Annotated in this window: 17 protein-coding genes; 7 read left to right on the top strand and 10 right to left on the bottom strand. The window is 63.4% G+C overall.

Annotated elements, in window-relative coordinates; translation table 11 throughout:
* Nucleotides 1–23: 23 nt before the first annotated feature.
* Nucleotides 24–860, top strand: a complete 837-nt coding sequence (locus M5B42_RS28375; RefSeq protein ID WP_248747680.1) for an alpha/beta hydrolase — start codon at nucleotides 24–26, stop codon at nucleotides 858–860.
* On the opposite strand, the gene M5B42_RS28370 is transcribed toward M5B42_RS28375, so the two are convergent.
* Entirely contained in the window at nucleotides 861–2219 is a 1359-nt protein-coding gene (locus tag M5B42_RS28370) for a HAMP domain-containing sensor histidine kinase (RefSeq protein WP_248747679.1), read from the bottom strand.
* Nucleotides 2197–2886: a response regulator transcription factor gene (locus M5B42_RS28365; RefSeq protein WP_103495106.1), complete on the bottom strand. Its 690-nt coding sequence runs from the start codon at nucleotides 2884–2886 to the stop codon at nucleotides 2197–2199. Before M5B42_RS28365 ends, M5B42_RS28370 begins: the two co-directional genes overlap by 23 nt.
* Before the next feature lie 172 nt (nucleotides 2887–3058).
* On the opposite strand from M5B42_RS28365, the gene M5B42_RS28360 reads away from it, so the two are divergent.
* The 5 genes from M5B42_RS28360 to M5B42_RS28340 all read left to right on the top strand — a co-directional run bounded on the left by M5B42_RS28360 (nucleotide 3059) and on the right by M5B42_RS28340 (nucleotide 10148).
* Complete coding sequence (locus tag M5B42_RS28360; RefSeq protein ID WP_248747678.1) at nucleotides 3059–3781, top strand: response regulator transcription factor; 723 nt, start codon at nucleotides 3059–3061, stop codon at nucleotides 3779–3781.
* 226 nt (nucleotides 3782–4007) lie between these two features.
* Nucleotides 4008–5450: an efflux transporter outer membrane subunit gene (locus M5B42_RS28355; RefSeq protein WP_248747677.1), complete on the top strand. Its 1443-nt coding sequence runs from the start codon at nucleotides 4008–4010 to the stop codon at nucleotides 5448–5450.
* Nucleotides 5447–6652, top strand: coding sequence for an efflux RND transporter periplasmic adaptor subunit (locus M5B42_RS28350; RefSeq protein ID WP_103495103.1), 1206 nt, complete (start codon nucleotides 5447–5449; stop codon nucleotides 6650–6652). Before M5B42_RS28355 ends, M5B42_RS28350 begins: the two co-directional genes overlap by 4 nt.
* Nucleotides 6649–9768: an efflux RND transporter permease subunit gene (locus M5B42_RS28345; RefSeq protein WP_248747676.1), complete on the top strand. Its 3120-nt coding sequence runs from the start codon at nucleotides 6649–6651 to the stop codon at nucleotides 9766–9768. Before M5B42_RS28350 ends, M5B42_RS28345 begins: the two co-directional genes overlap by 4 nt.
* Nucleotides 9769–9938: 170 nt before the next feature.
* On the top strand, nucleotides 9939–10148 hold the full coding sequence (locus tag M5B42_RS28340) for a hypothetical protein (protein WP_103495101.1): 210 nt from the start codon (nucleotides 9939–9941) through the stop codon (nucleotides 10146–10148).
* Nucleotides 10149–10320: 172 nt separating this feature from the next.
* Here M5B42_RS28340 and M5B42_RS28335 read toward each other — a convergent pair whose 3' ends face one another.
* The 3 genes from M5B42_RS28335 to M5B42_RS28325 form a co-directional block, all read right to left on the bottom strand.
* Complete coding sequence (locus M5B42_RS28335) at nucleotides 10321–11469, bottom strand: PatB family C-S lyase (RefSeq protein WP_248747675.1); 1149 nt, start codon at nucleotides 11467–11469, stop codon at nucleotides 10321–10323.
* Nucleotides 11470–11561: 92 nt separating this feature from the next.
* The gene (locus M5B42_RS28330; RefSeq protein WP_103495099.1) at nucleotides 11562–13142 is read right to left on the bottom strand and encodes a sensor domain-containing diguanylate cyclase; all 1581 of its coding nucleotides are present in this window, start codon (nucleotides 13140–13142) and stop codon (nucleotides 11562–11564) included.
* Between the two features lie 233 nt (nucleotides 13143–13375).
* Nucleotides 13376–15001, bottom strand: coding sequence for an NADP-dependent glyceraldehyde-3-phosphate dehydrogenase (locus M5B42_RS28325; protein WP_248747674.1), 1626 nt, complete (start codon nucleotides 14999–15001; stop codon nucleotides 13376–13378).
* Nucleotides 15002–15178: 177 nt separating this feature from the next.
* On the opposite strand from M5B42_RS28325, the gene M5B42_RS28320 reads away from it, so the two are divergent.
* On the top strand, nucleotides 15179–15808 hold the full coding sequence (locus tag M5B42_RS28320; RefSeq protein WP_248747673.1) for a LysE family translocator: 630 nt from the start codon (nucleotides 15179–15181) through the stop codon (nucleotides 15806–15808).
* A gap of 147 nt (nucleotides 15809–15955) precedes the next feature.
* Here M5B42_RS28320 and mrdA read toward each other — a convergent pair whose 3' ends face one another.
* The 5 genes from mrdA to M5B42_RS28295 form a co-directional block, all read right to left on the bottom strand.
* Nucleotides 15956–17848, bottom strand: coding sequence for a penicillin-binding protein 2 (mrdA, locus tag M5B42_RS28315; RefSeq protein ID WP_103495096.1), 1893 nt, complete (start codon nucleotides 17846–17848; stop codon nucleotides 15956–15958).
* 363 nt (nucleotides 17849–18211) lie between these two features.
* Nucleotides 18212–18691 (bottom strand): hypothetical protein, encoded by a 480-nt coding sequence (locus tag M5B42_RS28310; protein WP_248747672.1) that lies wholly within the window; start codon nucleotides 18689–18691, stop codon nucleotides 18212–18214.
* Nucleotides 18692–18901: 210 nt separating this feature from the next.
* A complete protein-coding gene (locus M5B42_RS28305) occupies nucleotides 18902–19615 on the bottom strand; it encodes an ABC transporter ATP-binding protein (protein WP_248747671.1) in 714 nt (237 codons plus the stop codon).
* On the bottom strand, nucleotides 19612–20457 hold the full coding sequence (locus M5B42_RS28300) for an ABC transporter permease (RefSeq protein ID WP_248747670.1): 846 nt from the start codon (nucleotides 20455–20457) through the stop codon (nucleotides 19612–19614). The genes M5B42_RS28305 and M5B42_RS28300 overlap by 4 nt, the downstream gene beginning before the upstream one ends.
* Before the next feature lie 34 nt (nucleotides 20458–20491).
* Nucleotides 20492–21484, bottom strand: coding sequence for an aliphatic sulfonate ABC transporter substrate-binding protein (locus tag M5B42_RS28295; protein WP_248747669.1), 993 nt, complete (start codon nucleotides 21482–21484; stop codon nucleotides 20492–20494).
* Nucleotides 21485–21488 lie beyond the last annotated feature (4 nt).

Below are 21488 nucleotides of genomic sequence, written 5' to 3'. Positions count from 1 at the left end.
TCTTGCACAGGACTGTCACACCCATGACCGAGTTTCGATCCTTTAGTCATCTGCCCGTGGTGCGGGGTGAACGGCTGGAAGTCCGTCCCGGGCGACGCCTCAGCGTGGCCCATCGTCCGGGAACGGAGAAAGCCGCGACCGTGGTGTTTTTCTGCCATGGCGCGGGGGGCAACAAGGATCAGTGGCGTGAGCAATGGCAAGCTCTCGGCGAGCAGGGCTACAGCCTAGTGGCCTGGGATCTGCTGGGGCATGGCGAGAGCGACAAGCCGCGGCGGGCGGCGGCCTATGCCTGGAAGGAATTGGTGGCGGATGTCGTGGAGCTGCTGCGGCGCTTCGGAGGTGAGCGCAACCTGATCGTGGCCCACTCCTTTGGCACCGGGTTGACCCTCAGCGCGTTGTTGCAGGTGAATTCGGTCAGTGGCGCCTTGCTGCTCGGCACGCAACTGCATCGGCCCTTGAGTCGCGGCGGCTTGCTGGCGTTGCCGGCCTGGATACTGGAGCTGATCCGGCCGGTGTTGGCCAAGGGATTTCGCGAGCGGGCCTGGCATCCGTCCGTCGACCCGCGCTTGCTGGCGCATGAGGAGAAGTTGACCGAGCGTAATCGGCTGTATGTGTTCAAGGGGCTGGTGCAGGGTGTGCAGTGGCCCGAGGCCGAGCGGGTGGCGCAACTGAGGTTGCCGATCCAGGTCCTGGCCGGCGACAGCGACGGCCTGACCCCGGCCAGCGGTGGTGAGGCGCTGGCGCGGCAGTTGCCGGATGCACAGTTCCAGGTGCTGGAGGCGTGTGGGCACCAGTTGATGTTGGAGAAGCCGCAGCAGGTGCTGGCCGCGTTCGAGCAATTGCTGCAACGCCTCCCGTAATCAGGCGCTGACCATCAACTCGATTCGGCAACCCGGCTGGGCATCCCGCACCTCAAGGCGCATATCATGCAGCCGCGCCACCGCCGCCACCATGCTCAACCCCAGCCCGTTGCCCGCCGTATGCCGACTGGATTCGGAACGGTACAGCCGCCGGAACACCGCCTCGCGCTCGGCTTCGGGAATTCCCGGGCCATTGTCCATCACGCACAGGCCGCGTCTGTCCGGAGCGTCCATCACCGTCACCTGTACCTGGCTGTGGTCAGGCGAAAACTTGATGGCGTTGTCCAGCAGGTTGCAGGTTGCATCGAACAGCAACTGCGCATCGCCGAAAATCAGGCAGGGCGCGGGCGCGCAATTCAAGGTCAGTTCAATACCACGCTCTTCGGCCAAGGGCTCGAAAAACTCGACGGCATCGGCGGCGATACGGTTCAGGTCGATCTCGGCAAAGCTGCTGCGCCGGGCGCTGGCTTCGATCTCGGAAATCCGCAACAGCGCTCGGAAGGTCGACAGCAAACCCTGGGCATCCTCGATGGCGTTGTCGATGGCCGCCTGGTATTCCTCCTCGCGCAGGTGCCGGCGCTGGGCTCGCTCCAGGCCCGCGAGCAAGCGGGTGAGGGGCGTGCGCAAGTCGTGGGCGATATCGTCGCAGACCCCCTTGACCTCGCTCATCAGGCGCTCCAGCTCGTCAAGCATCTGATTCACTACAGTGGCGATACGGTCGATATCGTCACGGTTGCCACGGGTCGGCAGGCGCTCGTTGAGGTGGCCCTTGACGATGCGTTCGATGGAACGGGTCAGCACATCCAGCCGTCGGCGCGCCGCGTAGCCCAGCCCGACCGCCCCGAGCAGGCCCACCACCAGCAGCAGCGAGCCGCCGGAGACCATCGCGTTGACCAGCAACTCGTCGAACTCGCTGAGGTCATGGATATCCTGGGCCACCATCAGGGTCTGGCCATTGTCCAGGCGATGCATGACGAAGCGGATCGGCCGGCTCTTTTTTTGCGGCTGCTTCCAGTTGAATTCGGCGGGTTTGTCGTAGCCCTTGAAGGCCGGCATTTCAATGACCGGTCCGGCAATCAGCTGGCCTTGGGCATCATAGAGGCCGTGGGGCAGGCGACCGTCGATATCCTGTTCGGAGTGCTTGCGGATTTCCGCCAGGCGCAGGTCTTCGGGCTGCGCGCTACGGTTGTCGATCTGCCGATAAAGGGAGGTATCGACCTCGGCCATCAGGTAGCCGGCGGTTTGCCAATAGATATAACCGAACAGCGCGAGGAACGAGCAACTGAACAGCGCCAGGGACATCAGCGCCGTGCGGAAACTGATGGTGCGGGGGATTTCACGCAGGTGAGCGTAGAACATAGCCTGCCCCGCGAATGGTATGGATCATCGGTTCCTCGCCGTCGCCATCGACCTTGCGACGCAAGCGGCCCATATGCACTTCAATGACATTGGTGCGTTCGTCATAGGCGTAGTTCCACACGGCCTCGAACAGCATGGTCCGTGTCACCACCTGTTCGGCGTGTTGCACCAGGTATTCGAGCAGGGCGTATTCCCGGGGCAACAGCTCGACCATCCGTTCGCCGCGCTTGACACTGCGCTTGAGCAGATCCAGCTCCAGGTTGCCGACCCGCAGGCGGTTGACCCGTTCCTCGCTGGGAGCGACCCGGCGGCGGCTCAAGGCATCAAGGCGGGCGGTCAGCTCGATGAACTCGAAGGGCTTGGTCAGGTAGTCGTCACCGCCGGCCCGCAGGCCACGCACCCGTTCGTCGAGCGCGCTGAGGGCGCTGAGGATCAGCACCGGCGTGGCGATACCCGAAGCGCGCAAAGCGGTGAGCATGCCCAGGCCATCGAGGGCACCGGGGAGCATACGGTCGAGAACGATAACGTCGTAGCTGTCGCTGATGGCGCGCACCAGGCCTTCCCGACCGTTATCGACGTGGGTGACATCGAAGCCGTGGTCTTGCAGGGCGGCTTCGATCTCCCGGGCAGTGGCGGGGTCGTCCTCGACGACCAGAACATGGGTCATGGGCACTTCGCAGAATGAGAGAGGGTGGTAGTCTTGCATGGACCCCGGAGGAGTCTGGCTGGCCAGTGAATCGTGGTTGGCTGGTCGACCGGCATAGTGTGCCAAACCGGGTTTATCTGAAAGGTCGCGTCAATATGAAAAAAAGTTTAGCTGAACCAGCACGGAGCCGGTCTTGAGAATCCTGGTCATCGAGGATGACGCCAAGGCAGCCAGCTACCTGGTGCGTGGTCTCAATGAAAGCGGGCACGTCACCGATACCGTCGACGATGGCCGCAGTGGCCTGGACATGGCCCTGGAAGGGATCTACGACGCCTTGATCGTCGACCGCAAACTGCCGGGGCTGGACGGTCTTGCGTTGGTCCAGGAACTGCGGCGCCAGGGCTTGCGCACGCCGGTGCTGATGCTCAGCGCCCTGGATTCCACCGCCCAGCGGGTCGAAGGCCTGCGCGCCGGGTGTGATGATTACCTGGCCAAGCCCTATGCCTTTGTCGAGGTGCTTGCCCGGCTGGAAGCCTTGCAGCGTGGCCGTGATCCGGTGGTGGGATTGTCTCGGACCTTGCGGGTCGGCCGCCTGCAACTGGACTGCGCCGCGCGCACCGCCACCCGCGAAGGGCAGGTCATTGTCCTGCAGCAGCGCGAGTCGCTGATCCTGGAAAAGCTGATGCGCCACTGCGATGAAGTGGTGACCCGCAGTATGCTGCTGGAGAGTGCCTGGGACTATGACTTCGACCCCATCGACAACGTGATCGACAAACACATCTATCGGTTGCGCCGCAAACTGGATGCCGGCTTCAGCCATTCGCTGATCCAGACCGTGCCGGGGGTCGGGTACCGGTTGCTACAGGACGACGAAGACCCCCTTGATGCACCACTGCGGTCAACGCCGCCTCTGTAGGAGCGAGCTTGCTCGCGATGGTTGTCCAGGCTCCGCTGGGTATCAGATGCCCCGCGTTATCGTTGACGTCCATCGCCAGCAAGCTGGCTCCTACAAGGAACCGCGTTCACATGATATTTACCTAAACTAAAATTTAGCTTTGGAGGAACGGGACGCGGGCCTGCGCCTGATAGCTTCGGAATCTGATCGATGGCTCTGCCACATAGGTTCTGGAGATATCCCGTAGATGCGTCTCACGCCGAGATTCGAGGTTTTTCATCCACCTCAGGCCCCAAGCCGACTGTTCCGCGCCCTGGCCTTGGCCGGCCTGACGCTGTTGAGTGGCTGCTCGCTGGTGCCGGGCTACCAGCAGCCGACCTTGCCCCTGGCCCCGCAGTGGTCGGCCAAGGACCCGTCCGCCGCTTCAGCCGATGCGGCAGGCGGCCCCTGGTGGCGTGAGTTCCACTGTGCCGAACTCGATGGCCTGATTGCCCGTGGCCTGAACGACAACTACAGCCTCAAGGCCGCCGTGAGCCGGGTCGACCAGGCCCGGGCCATTGCCCAGGTGGCCGGCGCCGGGCAATACCCCAACCTGTCCCTGGGCGGCAACTACCAGCGCCAGAACAACTACGGCAGCACGAAAAAATCCAGCGTCTTCGCCGAAGCCACCTATGAGGTGGACTTCTGGGGCAAGCAACGGGCCACCGCCGATTCCTCCCAGGCCCTGGCCAATGCCAGCCAGTTCGATGCCCAGACCCTGCGCATGACCCTCGGTGCGAGCATCGCCGACACTTACTTCCAGGTCCTCTCGCTGCAGGACCGCGTGCGCCTGGCCCAGTCCATCGCCGCCGATGCCAGCCAAGTCCTCGATCTGGTGCAGGTGCAGGCCAGCCAGGGCGCGGTGTCGAGCCTGGAAGTCGAACAGCAGCGCAATGCCCAGCAAACCTTCCAGGCCGCCGTGCCGCTGTTGCAACAGCAGCTCGACGCGGCCAAGTATCAACTGGCGACGCTGGTGGGCGTGCCGCCTGAAGGCTTCGAGGTCCAGCAAACCGGACTTGACGCCCTCCAGGTGCCACAACCCAAGGTCGGCCTGCCCGTCGGCCTGGTGCGCCAACGCCCGGATATCCAGGCCGCAGAAGCGCGCCTGGTTTCAGCCAACTACGACGTCGGCGTGGCCCGGGCAGCGTTCCTGCCCAACCTTTCCCTGGACCTGCTCGGTGGTATCGACACCCTGGCCGGCGGGCATATCTGGAGCATCGTCGGCAACCTGACCCAGCCGGTGTTCAGCGGCGGCCAACTGACCGGACAACTGCACGCCGACCAGGCCCATGTGCAGGAACTGACCGCCAGCTATCGCGCCTCGATCATCGAAGCCCTGCGTGATGTGGAAACCCAGCTCAGCGCAGCGCGGCAACTGGACCAGGCCTACAGCCTGAACCAGGCCGCCGTCGGCTCCGCCCGCGAAGCCGCGCGCCTGGCCCAGGTTCGTTACCGCCTCGGCTCCACCGATTTCCAGACGCTGCTGGTGGTCGAGCGCACCCAGTACCAGGCCGAAGACAGCCTGCTCCAGGTGCGCCTCCAGCATCTGCAGGCCGCCGTCGGCCTGTTTCGCGCCATCGGCGGCGATTTCAGCGCGCCGACCCTGGCCGCCGCCACTCCTTCTTCTCTCTTTCAGGTCGTTCAGCCATGAAGCACTCACCCCAGGCGCCATCCCAACCTCGTCGTCTGCGCCTCGGCCTGCTGGTCGTGGCCATGCTCGGTGCTTCGCTGTTGATCAAGACCCAATGGATCGACCGCGTCCAGGCGGCACCGACAGCTCCTGTTGATAGCGCCATCCCGGTGGTGATGCAGGCGGCGGGGCAAAAGGACCTGCCGATCTGGATCGACGCCATCGGCAATGTCCAGCCCCTCAACACCGTCAATGTGCGGGTGCGGGTCGACGGCGAGCTGCAGAAAGTCCTGTTTACCGAAGGCCAGATGGTCAACGCCGGCAGTCAGTTGGCGCAGATCGATCCACGGGTCTACCAGGCGCAGGTGGCCCAGGCCCAGGCGCTGGTCAGCAAGGACCAGGCGCAGTTGGCCAACCTCAAGGTCAACCTCGACCGGGCCAGCAAGCTGGCAGCGGCCAAGGCCGGCCCGACCCAGGATGTCGACACCTACCGGGCCCAGTTGGCGGCCCAGCAGGCCACGGTCCAGGCCGACCAGGCGGCCCTGGAGAATGCCCGCCTGCAACTGGCTTTCACCCGGATCGACGCGCCGTTCACCGGCCGGACCGGGCAACGCCTGCTGGACGTCGGTTCGATTGTCCACGGCACCGATGCCACGGGCCTGGTGACCCTGACGCAGATGGACCCGATCTCGGTGGCCTTCGCGGTGTCCCAGGACGACCTGGCGCGGATCCTCAAGGAAAACGCCGTGGCCCCCTTGCAGGTGCTCGCCATGAGCCGCGACGGCCATCAGCAACTGGCGAGCGGCTCCCTGAGCTTTATCGACAGCCAGGTGATCGCCGCCAGCGGGCAGATCCAGCTCAAGGCGCAATTTCACAATGCCGGCCAGCAACTCTGGCCCGGCCAACTGGTGGGCGCGCGTCTGCTGGTGAATACCCAGAAGGCCGTCACCGTGGTGCCGGCCAATGCGGTGCAGCAAGGGCAGAAGGGCGACTTCGTCTATGTGGTCAATGCCGACCAGCGGGTCGAGCCACGGCAGGTGACGGCGGCGACGGTGGTCGACGGCCAGCAGTGGATCAAGGACGGCCTGGCGCCGGGTGAAGTGGTGGTGGTCCAGGGCCAGTCGCGGATCGCCCCCGGGCTCAAGGTCAAGCCGGTCAGCCTGGACACGGGCCCAGCGGCACCTGAGGTGGCGTTGAGCGGCAGCGCCGGAGGCAAGCCATGAACCTGCTCGCCGGTCTGATCCAGCGCCGCACGGGCCTGTGCCTGCTGGCCCTGGGGGTGATGCTGCTGGGCACTTTTGCCTATTTTCAACTGCCGGTGGCGCCGTTGCCGACGGTGGACTTTCCCACCATCCAGGTCACCGCCAAGCTCTCCGGGGCCAGCGCCGAAACCATGGCGACCTCGGTGGCGACGCCGCTGGAACGGGCCTTCGCCGCCGTGCCCCAGGTCACCTCGATGACCTCCTCGAGTTCCTCGGGCAAGACCCAGATCGTCCTGCAGTTCGACCTGTCGCGTAATATCGACGGCGCGGCCCAGGACGTGCAGACGGCGATCAACACCGCCAGCGCGACCTTGCCGAAAACCATGACCAGCACGCCGACCTTCAACAAGGTCAACCCGGCGGAGTTCACCGTGCTGTCCCTGGCCCTGACCTCGCCGACGCGGACCTTGCCGGAGCTGGATCGCTACGCCGACAACTACCTGGCCCAGCGCCTGTCGCAGATGCCCGGCGTCGGCCTGGTGGATTTCCATGGCGAGCAGAAGCCGGCGGTGCGCATCCAGATCGACCCGGATGCCCTGGCGGCCCGTGGCCTGACCCTGGAGGAAGTACGCAGCATCGTCGGTCTCAGCACCCTCGATCAACCCAAGGGCAACCTCAACGGCCAGTATCGCTCGGTGACCCTCGATGCCACCGACCAACTGCTCGACCCCAAGGGTTATCGCGAACTGGTGGTGGCCTACAAGGCCGGGGTGCCGATCAAGCTCGGCGACCTGGGCCGGGTCATCGATGGTGCCGAGGACACCCAGCAGGCCGCCGGTATCGACGGCCAGCCGACGGTGATCGTCGACATCCACAAGCAGCCGGGCTTCAACGTGCTGTCGACCATCGCCAATATCAAGGCCAGCCTGCCGGCCCTGACCGCGTCCTTGCCGCGGGATGTGCAGGTCCAGGTGGTCGGCGACCGCACCCAGACCATCAATGCCTCGGTCAACGACGTGCAGTTCACCTTGCTGCTGTCCATCGCCCTGGTGGTCGTGGTGATCTTCGTGTTCCTGCGCAAGGCCACGGCGACCCTGATCCCGACCCTGACCATCCCGCTGTCGCTGGTGGCGACCTTTGCCGTGATGTACCTGCTGGGCTACAGCCTGGACAACCTGTCGATCATGGGCCTGGCGATTGCCGTCGGCTTCGTGGTGGACGACGCCATCGTGGTCATGGAAAACATCGTCCGCCACCTGGAAATGGGCAAGTCGCGGATCCAGGCGGCGGTGGACGGTTTGCGCGAGGTGGGTTTCACCATTGTCTCGATGACCGTGTCGCTGATCGCGGTGTTCCTGCCGATCCTGTTGATGGGCGGCATCGTCGGGCGGCTGATGCGTGAGTTCGCGGTGACGGTCAGCGTGGCGATCCTGATGTCCGGCGTGGTCTCCCTGACCGTGACGCCGATGCTCTGCGCCTGGCTGCTCAAACCGGAACACGAGTCGCGCCGGAGCCATTTCGGCGATGCCTGCGAGGCGGTCTACAACCGGATTCACGAGGGCTACCGACGCAGCCTGGAGTGGGTGCTCGATCACCAGCGCCTGACCCTGGCCGTGGCGGTCGCCACCTTCGTCGCCACGGCCATGCTCTACCTGTATATCCCCAAGGGCTTTTTCCCGCAGCAGGACACCGGCCTGATCCAGGGCGTCGCCGAAGCCGCCTCGGATATCTCGCCGGAGGCCATGCGCCAGCGCGTTGCGCTGCTGGCCGATATCGTCAGCGCCGACCCGGCGGTGGCCAAGGCCTATTACTGGATCGGCCCCAACCCGACGGTCAGCCAGGGCCGGGTGATGGTCAACCTCAAGCCGTTCGACCAGCGTACGGCCAGCGCCCAGCAGGTGATCGCGCGCTTGCAGCCGGCCCTCGACAAGGTCCAGGGCATCAAGCTGTTCCTGCAGGCCAACCAGGATATCCAGATCGGCGGCCGGGCCAGCAAGACCCAGTACCAGTACACCTTGCAGGACCCGGACAGCCAGGAGCTGGACCATTGGAGCGGGTTGCTGCTGGACCGTCTCAAACAGTTGCCGCAACTACGCAATGTCACCTCCGACCAACAGCGCGCCGCCCCCCAGGCGACCCTGGTGATCGACCGGCCCTCGGCGGCGCGGTTGGGGGTCAATGTGCAGGCGATCGACGACGTGCTCTATGACGCCTTCGGCCAACGGCAGATCGCGACCATGTTCACCCAGCTGGACCAGAACCACGTCATTCTCGAACTCGATCCGCGCTGGCAGATGTCCATCGACACCCTCAAGCACCTGTATGTGCGTTCCACCACCGGGAGCATGGTGCCGCTGGATATGCTGGCGAGTATCCGCAACGAACTGGCGCCGATCATCATCAACCACCAGGGTGTGTTCCCGGCCATTACCCTGTCGTTCGACCTGGCCCCGGGGCAGGCCTTGAGCGATGCGGTCAACGCCATCGAGAAGGCTTCGCTGGCGGTGGGCCTGCCGGACACGGTGTCGGGGAGTTTCCAGGGCACCGCCCAGGCCTTCAAGGACTCGCTCAAGTCGCAACCCTGGCTGATCCTGGCGGCGATCCTGACGGTCTATATCGTTCTCGGGGTGCTCTATGAAAACGCCATCCATCCGCTGACGATCATTTCCACCTTGCCCTCGGCCGGCTTCGGCGCCTTGTTGGCGTTGATCATCTGCGGGCAGGACCTGTCGGTGCTGGGCATGATCGGGATCATTCTGCTGATCGGCATCGTCAAGAAGAACGCGATCATGATCGTCGACTTCACCCTGGAGGCCGAACGCGGCGGGATGGCGCCGCGGGAGGCGGTGCATGAGGCGTGCCTGCTGCGGCTGCGACCGATCCTGATGACGTCGCTGGCGGCGTTGCTCGGTGCCGTGCCCCTGGCCTTTGGGCATGGCGCGGGTTCGGAATTGCGTCAGCCCCTGGGGATCGCCATTGTCGGCGGGTTGGCGGTGTCGCAACTGCTGACGCTCTACACCACGCCGGTGGTCTACCTGTGGTTCGACCGGTTGCGCGGGCAAAAAAAAGCCCGCAACGAAGGCGAGCTGAATCAAGTTGAAACGAGGAGTGAATCCATCCTAGAGGGGCAGAAGTGAAATCGGCGTGAAAGGCCCGGCCAGGAAAATGAAAGTTTCGTGACCGGCTGGTCATTCGTCGGAACCTTGCGCCAGGGGCTGCGAGTCGCTGCCGGTCGACTACGCTCAATATTTTTGAAGCCGCCGGGGATTTGCCGGTGGGGATCAATTATGTTGATGAGGAGATGGCTATGAAGGATGCGTACATTTACGACAACGGGGATGAGTTTCCGATCAACAATCGGCTGCGTTGCGGCCAGACGGCCTATGTGGCGGAGTTTGGTGGGGAGGTGCCGGTCGAGGCGGCTGAGGTCAAGTCCGTGAGGCCCGCGCCGACGCTGCTGGTCAAGCCACCGTATTTCCCCAAGGCGGCCAAGCCGCGTTTGAAAAAGCACGCCTGACCCCGTTCAGCCAGGTCTGAACACGGTCCCTGTAGGAGCCAGCTTGCTGGCGATGGCGGTATTCCAGGCGACGGCGATGTCGACCATCGGATCGCATCGCCAGCAAGCCGGCTCCTACAGGTTGTGTGGTGTCTTCAAGAGCCCATTTGCGTAGTTGGCCGGCATCGCGCTTTCAGCGCCGACGCAAACTCTGCTCCATCCGGCTGATGCCTTCCTCCAGCAAGGCCCTCGGGCAACCGAAGTTCAAGCGCACGAACTGCTGCGCGTCGTCGCCAAACTCGATCCCCGCGCTCAACCCCACCTTGGCCTCTTCGAGGAAAAACCGGTACGGGTCCGCAAGCCCCAACGCGCTGCAATCGAGCCAGGCCAGGTAAGTCCCTTGAGCCGGGTGCAGGACCACACCCGGCAACCGGGTTTCCACCGCGTGTTGCAGGTAGTCGCGGTTGGCCTGCAGGTATTGCACCAGGCCAGCGAGCCACGGCCCGCACTCGGTGTAGGCCGTGCAGGTGGCTTCCAGCCCCAGGGCATTGACGCTGTCCACCATCCCCCCGCGTGCCGCGTTGAAGCGCTCGCGTACCGCCGGATCCTGGACAATGGCGTAAGCAGTCTTCAGTCCGGCGATGTTATAGGCCTTGCTCGCCGACATCAGGGTGATGGTGCGCCTGGCGATCTCCGGGCTCAGGGAGGCGATCGGTACATGACGACGGCCATCGAAGCAGAGGTCGGCATGGATCTCGTCGCTGATAATCAGCGCGCCCTGTTCCAGGCAGATATCTGCCACCTGTTGCAGTTCTTCCCGGGGGAAGACCTTGCCCAGTGGGTTGTGCGGATTGCTCAACAGCAGCGCGCCACCACCTTGCAAGGCGTTACGCAGGGCACCGAAGGGCGTGACATAGTCACCCTGGGCATCGCGCTCGAACTCCAGTTCGACTTTCGGCAGGTTCCAGTGACCCGGCGCCAGGCGCAGCGGGCGGTAGTTGGGCGTCTGCACCACGACGTTCTGGCCCGGTTGCACAAACGCGCGTAGCGCCATGTTGAAACCCGGTTCGACCCCCGGGAGGAAAATCAGCTCCTGGGGCTCCACGTGCCAGGCGTACTTGGCCCGGAGGTCGGCGACGATGGCCTGGCGCAGGGCGTCCTGGGCCACGCTGTAACCCAGTTGCGGGTGTTCCAGGCGCTTGTGCAGGGCTGCGGTGATCGCGTCCGCCACCGGCAGGTCCATATCGGCCACCCACATGGGCAGGACGTCGGCCGGGTAGCGGCTCCACTTGGTGCTGCCAGTGTCGCGGCGGTCGATCAGCGTGTCGAAGTTGAAGGTCATGCTGGTGGTCAAACTCGAAAGAAATCCCCGAAAGCGTCGGGTGTTCGTGGCCTGGGACGGCGGTCCGATGCGTGTCGCCAGGGGGCGTCAGTCTAACTGTTCGGCACATCCGGTGGGATCTCGTCATCGCTGCGCACCACCCGGTTGCGCCCGCTATCCTTGGCCCGATAGAGGGCCTGGTCCGCCGCCTGGAGGACCTGGCTCACGGTCTGCCCGCCCTGGGGCCAGCCGGCCACGCCCAGGGAGATGGTCACCGGGATGCCGTTCGGGCTTTCGGTATAGGCCATCGTCGCCCGCAAACGCTCGGCCACCAGGGCCGCCTGGGCCAGTGGCGTGGAGGGCAGCAGCATAAGGAACTCCTCGCCACCCTGGCGGCAGAGCACGTCGCTTTCCCGGGAGTGGCGGCGGATCTGCTGGGCCAGGTGTTGCAGCACCAGGTCGCCGGCGCTGTGCCCGTAGCTGTCGTTGACCTGCTTGAAGTGGTCGATATCCAGGGCGATCAGCGAGAACGGCTGGCGGCGGCTTTCCCAGTCGTCGAGGATCAATTGCAGGCCACGGCGGTTGGTCAGGCTGGTCAGAGGGTCGGTGACGCTTTCCTGGTTGAGCTTGCCCAACTGCTGGTGCAGTGACATCAACGCTTTCTGCATGGTGTTCTTCAGCTGGGCGGCTTCGTAGTACCAGGCCCGCACCTTGCTCACCGACTGGGCGGCGGTAGATGAACCCCAATACTGCGTGGTATTGGCCAGTTGCCAGAGCGGTTTGCTGATCAGTGTCGAAATCCACCAGATACCCAGCAACGACAGGAGCAACAGCGGCACGGCGTAACCGGCGACTTCCAGCATCAACCGCTGCAGGCCTTCCAGAGTGATGGCGGTAGGCCGCTGGCTGATCACGCCCCAGCCGATCCGCGGCACCGGGGCATAGCCGGTGAGCATGTCGACGCCCTTGGAGTTTTTCAACCTCAGGCTGCCGGTTTCGCCGGCGATCACCGCGTCGATGGCCGGGTTGCCCTTGATCACGTCGCCGACCCGCGCCGGGTCCTGGTGATAGATCAACTGGCCCTGGGGGTCGACCACATAGAGGTAGGAGCCGTCACGGTAGTATTGTTCGCCCAGCAGTGAGTGGAGGATGTTCGGTTCGTTGAGGTAGATACCGGCGCCCAGGTAGCCGAGGTAGTTGCCATCACCGTCGAAGATCGGATGCGAAATCTGGATCATCAGGTGATTGTTGGCCCCGACATAGGGGCTGGAAATATAGGGTTGGCGCGCCAGGCTGGCCTGGCGAAAGCCTTCGCTTGCGGAAAAGGTGCCGGTCAGGTTCATCGAGGTGGGCGAGGAGGCGATGATCTTGCCGTCCGCGCGGATGACGATCACCGAGTTGAAGCTGCCGGTCTGGCGGCGCAGTCGGTGCGCTTCCTGCCACAGTTGGTCCGGCTGGTCCCAGATCGCGGGGAGCAGTTCGCTGCTGAAGGCCAGTTGCTGCTGGGTCGACTTGAGGAAGTTGTTGGTGGTGTTGGCCAGCTTCAGGGCATAGATCCGATTGGCTTCCAGGGTCTGTTCCATCAGGAAGTTGCGCTGGGTCTGGTAGCTGGCGAAGAAAAGATTGCCGGCCGTCAGGGTGACGGCGGAAAGCGACAGCAACAGGATCAATCGGCGGAGGTCGATGCGTGGCATGGATTTCTTATGAAAATAATGGCGGGCTCGGGCAGCCTGAGGAGCAATGATAGATCAGAGCGCTCGGCAGCCCTAGCCCAGGCATGAAAATCCCGCGCCATTGCGCCCCCGTAGGAGCCGGCTTGCTGGCGATAGTAGCGACGCGGTTTCCTGTCAGACCGCGTCGCCTGGATCGCCGGCAAGCCGGCTCCTACAGGGGGGGGCGGTTTCCAGGTCGCGCCGCCCGGGTGGCATCAGAAGATGTAGTCGGTGGTCAGGAAGGTCGACTCGCGGTTATGGATGATATCGCTGATCAGCGCCTTGTTGCTGTCCTGGAACTTGGTGGCCACCAGGGTGCGGATCGAAAACACCCGCAAGGCATCGTGCACCGAGAGCGTACCTTCGGCCGAGTTCTTGCGTCCGTTGAACGGGTAGGTGTCCGGGCCGCGCTGGCACTGGGCATTGATATTGATCCGTCCGACCTGGTTGGCGAAGGTGTCCACCAGCCGGCCGACCTGGGCGGGATCGGTGCCGAAAATGCTCAACTGCTGGCCGAAATCCGACTCCAGCACATAGTCGATCACGGTTTCCAGGTCCCGGTAGGGCACGATGGGCACCACCGGGCCGAACTGTTCTTCCTGGTACACGCGCATTCCGGCATTCACCGGGTAGAGCACCGCCGGATAGAAGAACGAGGCGCGGGTCTGGCCGCCATTGGGGTTGATCACCCTGGCGCCCTTGTCCTGGGCGTCGGCGACCAGGGCCTTGAGGTACTCGATCTTGCCGGCTTCCGGCAGGGGCGTCAGCGCCACGCCATTGTCCCAGGGCATGCCCGGCACCAGGCTTTGCACCTTGCGGTTGAATTTCTCGATAAAACCTTCGATCACGTCCTCGTGCACGAACAGGATCTTCAGCGCGGTGCAGCGTTGGCCGTTGAACGACAATGAGCCGGTGACGCATTCGTTGACCGCGTTGTCCAGGTCGACCTCGGGCAGCACGATGGCCGGGTTTTTCGCATCCAGGCCCAGGGCCGCGCGCAGGCGGTGGGGCTTGGGATGGAGTTTCTTCAGGTCGCTGGCGGCCTTGTTGGTGCCGATAAAGGCGAAGATATCGATCTTGCCGCTGGCCATCAGCGCACTGACGGTTTCCCGGCCGCTGCCATAGATCACGTTGATCACCCCGGCCGGGAAGCTGTCGCGGAAGGCCTCCAGCAGCGGGCGAATCAGCAGCACGCCGAGCTTGGCCGGCTTGAACACCACGGTGTTGCCCATGATCAGCGCCGGGATCAGGGTGGTGAAGGTTTCGTTCAGCGGGTAGTTGTAGGGGCCCATGCACAGGGCCACGCCCATGGGCACGCGGCGGATCTGGCCGAGGGTGTCCTGCTCCAGCTCGAAGCGGCTGGAACGGCGGTCGAGTTCTTTCAGCGCATTGATGGTGTCGACGATGTAGTCGCAGGTGCGGTCGAATTCCTTCTCGGAATCCTTGAGGTTCTTGCCGATCTCCCACATCAGCAGCTTGACCACTGCTTCGCGCTGTACGCGCATGCGCCGCAGGAAGGTTTCGACATGCTGGATGCGCTCGGCCACGCGCATTGTCGGCCATTCGCCCTGGCCTCGGTCATAGGCGTGAACCGCGGCGTCGAGGGCGGTGAGGGCGGTCTCGGCATCCAGCAGCGGCGTGCTGCCGAGGATCACCTGCTCATCACCGTGGGCGGTGGCGAGGTACACCGGGCTACGCACCTGGGCCAGCGGGCCGTCCCACGTGCGCAAGGTGCCATTGACCAGGTATTCGCGTTGCTCCAGCTGGCCTTCGAATCGGTACTTTTCCGGGATGTCCGCGGCGGCGGGAAACAGTGAGTCGAGCAGCTTCTGGTCGGTCATGGGGCGATCACCCTGTCTGATGGAAAGGACGCTGAAACGCTTCAGTGCTTGAGCCTGTTTTATCACGAAACAGCTTAGTCGCGTCCAGCGCAAACGACGGGCTGGCGTATCGGCGGTTGAAGCGCGGCGGGGCTGGCCGCAGAATGACGCTTATTTTTCATTTTCAAGGCGGCCTTCATGACGCTGGCAACGTTGCTCCTGTTCCTGATCAGCTCGGCGGCGATCATCGCCATGCCCGGCCCGACGGTGCTGCTGGCTTTGCACAACGGTTCCAACCACGGTGTGCGGGCGGCGGCCTGGGGCATGGGCGGGGCGGTGTTGGCCGATGCGCTGCTGGTGACGGCGGTGGCCTGCGGCCTGGGGATTTTGCTGCAGGCCAGCGAGACGCTTTTCCAGGCGGTGAAGTGGCTGGGGGCGGCTTATCTGGTCTGGTTGGGCTGGAAGATGCTGCGTTCGACCGGGACCCTGGCCGAACTGCCGGTTGAGCAGGGTTCGAAGCGCTCCGTCGGCTTGTTCATGCGCTGTTTCGTGGTGGCGCTGACCAATCCCAAGGCGCTGCTGTTCATGTCGGCGTTCCTGCCGCAATTTATCGACAGTACACAGCCGCAGTTGCCGCAATATGCGCTGCTGGCCATGGTGCTGACCTTGCTCAATGTCAGCATCATGTTGTTTTACGCGTTGTGCGGGGCGCGCTTGTTGAGTCGCTTGCAGGGCGGGCATCTGCGGGCGTTCAACCGGGTGACGGGTGGTTTGTTGATGACCTTGGGCGGGGTGTTGGCGTTTTATCGGCGGGGGGCTGCGGCCTGATGAGTGAGGGTGTTCTTGAGGGCCTCTTCGCGGGCAAGCCCTGCTCCTACAGTATTGGGCCGTGCCCGAGTGATGTGCACGACACGAATCTGTAGGAGCAGGGCTTGTCGGGACGCCGCACCGCCGCGAAGAGGCCAGTAGTCTCAACTAAACCTTGGGATCCTCATGGGGCTTGAGCGGCCGCGCATACTCCGGCTTGAGCTTGCCATCCTTGTCCAGCAGCCAGGCATCAAGAATCTCCCGTACCACGGGCCCGGCGACCCGGCCACCGGCCTCGCCGTTCTCGATCATCACCGAAATCACGATCTGCGGGTCTTCCGCCGGGGCAAAACCGACGAACAAGGCGTTGTCGCGATTACGCTCCGAGGTCTTCAAGCGGTCATAACGCTCCCCCTGCTTGATCGCCACCACCTGCGCCGTGCCGCTCTTGCCGGCAATGCGATACTGCGCACCCACCGCTGCCGCCCGGGCGATACCGCGTGGATCGTGCATCACCAACTGCATGGCGTAGTTGACCTGTTCCCACTGCCGGGGGTCATGCAGCACGATATTGGGAATCGGATTCTGGTCCACCGGCGCGACCTGGCCGATGCTCCGGGCCAGGTGCGGACGATTCCACACGCCCTTGTTGGCGATCAGGGTCGTGGCCTGGGCCAGTTGCAGCGGCGTGACCTGCATATAGCCCTGGCCGATGCCGAGGATCACCGTCTCGCCGGGGAACCAGGCCTGGCGCCGGGTCGTGCGTTTCCACTCGCGTGACGGCATCAGCCCCGGCGATTCCTCGAACATGTCCAGGGAGACCTTCTGGCCGACGCCGAACTTGTTCAGGTAATCGTGCAGGCGGTCGATGCCCAGCTTGCTCGCCAGGTCATAGAAGTAGGTGTCGTTGGAACGCATGATCGCCGCGTTCAGGTCGACCCAGCCGTCGCCGCTGTGGTTCCAGTTGCGGTATTTGTGCTCGACATTGGGCAACTGGAAGTAACCGGGGTCGAACACCCGGGTGGAAGGGGAGATCACCCCGCTGTCCAGGCCGGCGATGGCCACTTCCGGCTTGATGGTCGAGCCCGGCGCGTAGAGCCCGCGCAGGGCGCGGTTGAACAGCGGACGGTCGAGGGAATCGCGCAGGGCCGAATAGTCCTTGGCGCGGATTCCGGTGACGAACAGGTTCGGATCGAAGCTCGGCTTGCTGACCATCGCCAGCACTTCGCCGGTCTTCGGATCGATGGCGACTACTGCGCCGCGCCGGTCTCCGAGGGCCTTCTCGGCGGCTTCCTGCAGATTGATATCGAGGCTCAGGACGATGTTCTTGCCGGGAATCGGATCGGTGTGCTTGAGCACCCGCATCACCCGGCCCTGGGCGTTGGTCTCGACTTCCTCGTAGCCGACATGGCCGTGAAGTTCGTTTTCGTAGAACCGCTCGATGCCGGTCTTGCCGATGGACTGGGTGCCCCGGTATTCCACCGGGTCCAGTTGCTTGCTTTCCTTTTCGTTGATCCGCCCGACGTAACCCACCGAATGGGCGAAGTGATCGCCCAACGGGTAATGACGGACAAACTGCGGCTCGACCTCGATGCCCGGCAGCTTGAACTCGTTTACCGCCAGCAGGGCGATCTGCTGTTCGGTCAGTTCATAGAGCAGGGTCACCGGCTCGAACGGGTGGCGCGACTGCTTGAGGACCTTGGTGAACATCGACCGGTCTTCTTCCGGCAGGTTGAGCACGTTCATCACCGTGTCCAGCACTTGGCCGACATCACCGGCGCGTTCGCGGGTCAGGGTCATGTTGAAGCTGGGCTGGTTGTCGGCAAGCACCTGGCCGTTGCGATCGAGGATGAACCCGCGTTCCGGCGGGATCGGCAGGACGTGGACGCGGTTGTTTTCCGAGACGGTGGAATTATAGGAAAACTCGGTCACCTGGAGGAAATACAGGCGGGCGACCAGGCTGCCGGCCAGCCCCAGGACCAGGATGCCGCAGGCCAGCAAGCGCTTGTTGACCAGGCGCTTTTCGTTCTCGTGATCCTTGATATGAATGGGATCGGTCATGAGGAACCTGTGTTGTGCAAAGAAAATTGAATATGAACGGAGCTGCTAAGAGAGAAAATGTATAGGTGGCTATTTAAATCGGCGCACACGATACCAAGAAGCGCCCGCTTTCGGGGCTTTATTGACGGTTGATCCGCCAAAAGGTTTGGACGACGGGACTGGATCGGTGAAGTCGATCTTCCGTCGATTTACCGTAAAGTGCCAGAGCAAGCGCTGGTTTACCCGGTGGGGGGGAGGGTGATTGTAAGTAAGTCGATACAAAAGAGTGAAACGAAAGGGCGGGCACTCCGCTCCGGGAGTAAGTCGAGCCCGCTTTTTTTGGCCGGGGAGCTCTTGATCAACGCTGCTTGCTGATGTGCTCGTTCATACTTGCAGATTATCTCTTGTCATCCTGAAGTGCCCTTTTGGAGCCAGGCGCAACGCTCGATAGACACTTTCAAATCGACCGTCGATCGTCCCTGTTTCCAGATCGAGAGACAGTGTCGTTTCTCCGGCGTCGGCTGCAACCGTCTGGACGCCATAAAAACCTTCCGGCGCAGGAATCGAATAGGTATGGCCCATCGATAGCAACTTATGATCACCCAACTTGAGCGTTATATTCTCGAAAGGGCCTCGTTGGTAGTCGATGATGATTTGGAAGTAGAAGTAGTTTTCTTGTTCGGGTGTTCCCGTCCAGCCGGAAAGCGCCCAGTACCTCTGACCCGAACCAGGGGGGAACTCGCCCAAGCCGAAACTCGTTCTTTCTGCGTAAGTCTCTGGCCCGTTATCAATGCGCCAGACGAATCTGCCAGCGTGCTGGGGGGAATGTCCTTTTTTGGGAAGATAGAGAATGGAGGGTTCCATGGCAATGTCCTTTTATAGGCATAATCAGGAGTAGGGTCGGTGATCCGACCCTGAGCAAGTTAGTGCCGATAGAGGTTGGCCGTCTACTGTCAAATATGACAGGTTTAAAAAGAGCGAAGTTTATATCTGTTGGGTATTAAGGCCGGACAGTAAGGGCAGTAACTTGCCGTTCTCTGGCACCCGCGGCCCGATCATTGATAACCCATTGGGCTAGATCACATGGGCCTGTTGCAGCTCGGTCAGGGCACGAGCCTTGAGCTCCGCCAGCAATGGCGCCCGTCGATCACGGGGGTGGCCCAGCTTCACCGACAGTTCCTGACGAATCGAGCCGGGCCGGTTGCCCATGACCAGCACCCGGTCACTCAGGTACAGCGCCTCGTCGATATCGTGGGTCACCAGCAACAGGGCGATGGCGTGGCGGTCGGCCAGTTGCAACAACAGATCCTGCAGTTTCATCCGGGTGAAGGCATCCACCGCGCTGAAGGGTTCGTCGAGCAGCAGGATCCGTGGTTTGGAATACAATCCCCGGGCAATCGCCACGCGCTGGGCCATGCCGCCGGAGAGGGCCTTGGGCAGCGCCTGGGCGAAACCGCCGAGCCCGACTTCCTCGATCAGTTGCGCGACCCAGGCCCGGTCGTAGTGGTCGTCTTCGCTGAAACCGATGTTCTGTTCCACCGTCAGCCAGGGCATCAGCCGGGGTTCCTGGAACACGAAAGCGATCTCCGCGGTGTGTTGTTGCAGCGTGCCTTGAAAGTCCTTCTCCAGCCCGGCGACGATCCGCAACAAGGTGCTTTTGCCGCAACCGCTGGGGCCCAGCAGGCTCACGGTTTCCCCGGCCGCCAGCTCAAGGCTCAGGTGTTCCAGCACCCTGTGCCGGGCGAACGTCTTGCGTTCCACATGAATGTGCAACAAGGTCTCGCTCATGTCCGTCGCTCCGCGTCTTCGCCTGTGAAGGTATCGCGCCAGGCCAGGAAGCGTTTTTCCAGGCCCGCCAGTACGCCGTCGCTCAATTTGCCCAGCACCGCCAGGACGATGATGGCCGCCAGCACGATATCCGGCCGTGAGGTTTCCCGACCATCACTGAGCAGATAGCCCAGGCCCTTGGTCGCGGCGATCAGCTCGGCCGCCACCAGAAACATCCAGGCCAGGCTCATGCCGCTGCGCAGACCGGTGAACAGGCCGGGCAGGGCGGCGGGCAGGAGGATGCGACGGACCAGGCGATAACGACTGAATCCGAGCATTTGCCCGACTTCCACCAGCTTGCGGTCGATGTCGCGAATGGCCGCCACGCCATTGAGGTACACCGGGAAAAACGCACCGATGGCAATCAGCACGATTTTCGAGGTTTCGTCGATGCCCAGCCACAACAACAGCAGCGGCACCCAGGCCAGGCTCGGGATCGAGCGCAAGCCGGCGAAGGTGGGCTCCAGGTAGGCTTCGGCTTCCCGGCTCAAGCCGACCCAGGCGGCAAACACCAGGGCCAGGCTGGTGCCGATGGCAAAGCCGAGCAATACCCGCAGCAAGCTGGCGCTGATATGTTTCCACAAGGCGCCTTCGGCCAGGTCGCGCAGGGTCAGGACGATTTCGCTGGGCGCCGGCATCTGGTAGGACGGTATCCAGCCGACCCGCACCACCACTTCCAGCACGACAATAATCGCCACCGGCACGGCCAGGCCCTTGAGATTGCGCTTCCAACGGGTGGCGCGCAGAGGCCCGCGCGCGGATACCGGGAGGAGCGCGGGGAGAGATTTGCTCTTGCTGGTCATGGGCACTCCTGACGCGGACCCAGGGCGACGGGATTCACTGCTGGGCGACAGCGGCATTGTTGAAACGGGTGTCGATCAACTGGTCAATCACTTGATCGACGTTGACGCCACGGCGCACCAGTTCCTCGGACACCAGGATCGGCGCCGCCGCTTTTGACGACGCCAGGTCCGGCGGGCCGAGGCGGGCATTGCTCAGGTCGGTACGTGACAGTTGCAACTGGGCGACGTCCAGCGGCAGGCCGGACTCGGTCGCCAGCAATTGGGCCAGTTCCTGGGGATTGTGCAGCGCCCATTCGCGGGCTTTTTCGTAGGCGGCCAGGACCGTTTCGATGGCCTTCGGGTGTTCCTTGGCGTAGCTCTCGGTGACGCTGATCACGCCGTAGCTGTTGAAGGCGGGATTGCGATAGAGCAGTCGGGAGCCGGCCTGGATCTGGCTGGCGGCCATGTGTGGGTCGAGCCCGGCCCAGGCGTCGACATCACCTTTTTCCAGGGCGGTACGACCGTCCGGGTGTTGCAGGTGGACCAGTTCCACGTCGTCTTTGCTCAAGCCGGCCTGTTGCAGGCTGCGCAAGGTAAAGAGATACGGATCGGTGCCCTTGGTGGCGGCGATCTTCTTGCCCTTGAGGTCGGCGAGGGTCTTGTAGGGCGAGTCCTTGCGCACCAGCAGCGCGGTCCATTCGGCGCGGCTGTAGACATAGACCGATTTGATCGGACTGCCGTTGGCGCGGCTGAGCACCGCCGCCAGACTGGCCGAGGAGGCAAAGTCGACGCCGCCGCTGTTCAGGTATTCCAGGGAACGGTTGCTGCCCTGGCTGAAGACCCAGGTGACCTTGGTCTGCGGCAGGGCTTTTTCCAGCCAGCCGAAATGCTTGAGCACCAGGCTGACGGGGGAGTAATAGGCATAGTCCAGGTGGACTTCGGCCGGGACGGTTTCGGCGGCCTGGGCCAGGGGTTGCAGGCCCAGCGCCAGCGCCGCGGCGGCGGCCAGCAGACGGGCGGCCTGGGTGATCGGATTGAGGGATTTCATCGGG

This window comes from Pseudomonas sp. MWU12-2037, from assembly GCF_023242345.1.
In the GTDB taxonomy this organism is placed as follows: Bacteria; Pseudomonadota; Gammaproteobacteria; order Pseudomonadales; family Pseudomonadaceae; genus Aquipseudomonas; species Aquipseudomonas gingeri_D.
The sequence above is the reverse complement of the archived record's forward strand: the minus strand, read 5'-3'. Positions and strand labels throughout refer to the sequence as shown.

Bases quoted from the DNA above. Each gene is read 5' to 3' on its own strand.
- M5B42_RS28375 (WP_248747680.1), top strand. From the start codon at position 24: ATGACCGAGTTTCGATCCTTTAGTCATCTGCCCGTGGTGCGGGGTGAA.
- M5B42_RS28370 (WP_248747679.1), bottom strand. From the start codon at position 2,219: ATGTTCTACGCTCACCTGCGTGAAATCCCCCGCACCATCAGTTTCCGC.
- M5B42_RS28365 (WP_103495106.1), bottom strand. From the start codon at position 2,886: ATGACCCATGTTCTGGTCGTCGAGGACGACCCCGCCACTGCCCGGGAG.
- M5B42_RS28355 (WP_248747677.1), top strand. From the start codon at position 4,008: ATGCGTCTCACGCCGAGATTCGAGGTTTTTCATCCACCTCAGGCCCCA.
- M5B42_RS28350 (WP_103495103.1), top strand. From the start codon at position 5,447: ATGAAGCACTCACCCCAGGCGCCATCCCAACCTCGTCGTCTGCGCCTC.
- M5B42_RS28345 (WP_248747676.1), top strand. From the start codon at position 6,649: ATGAACCTGCTCGCCGGTCTGATCCAGCGCCGCACGGGCCTGTGCCTG.
- M5B42_RS28340 (WP_103495101.1), top strand. From the start codon at position 9,939: ATGAAGGATGCGTACATTTACGACAACGGGGATGAGTTTCCGATCAAC.
- M5B42_RS28335 (WP_248747675.1), bottom strand. From the start codon at position 11,469: ATGACCTTCAACTTCGACACGCTGATCGACCGCCGCGACACTGGCAGC.
- M5B42_RS28330 (WP_103495099.1), bottom strand. From the start codon at position 13,142: ATGCCACGCATCGACCTCCGCCGATTGATCCTGTTGCTGTCGCTTTCC.
- M5B42_RS28325 (WP_248747674.1), bottom strand. From the start codon at position 15,001: ATGACCGACCAGAAGCTGCTCGACTCACTGTTTCCCGCCGCCGCGGAC.
- M5B42_RS28320 (WP_248747673.1), top strand. From the start codon at position 15,179: ATGACGCTGGCAACGTTGCTCCTGTTCCTGATCAGCTCGGCGGCGATC.
- mrdA (WP_103495096.1), bottom strand. From the start codon at position 17,848: ATGACCGATCCCATTCATATCAAGGATCACGAGAACGAAAAGCGCCTG.
- M5B42_RS28310 (WP_248747672.1), bottom strand. From the start codon at position 18,691: ATGGAACCCTCCATTCTCTATCTTCCCAAAAAAGGACATTCCCCCCAG.
- M5B42_RS28305 (WP_248747671.1), bottom strand. From the start codon at position 19,615: ATGAGCGAGACCTTGTTGCACATTCATGTGGAACGCAAGACGTTCGCC.
- M5B42_RS28300 (WP_248747670.1), bottom strand. From the start codon at position 20,457: ATGACCAGCAAGAGCAAATCTCTCCCCGCGCTCCTCCCGGTATCCGCG.
- M5B42_RS28295 (WP_248747669.1), bottom strand. From the start codon at position 21,484: ATGAAATCCCTCAATCCGATCACCCAGGCCGCCCGTCTGCTGGCCGCC.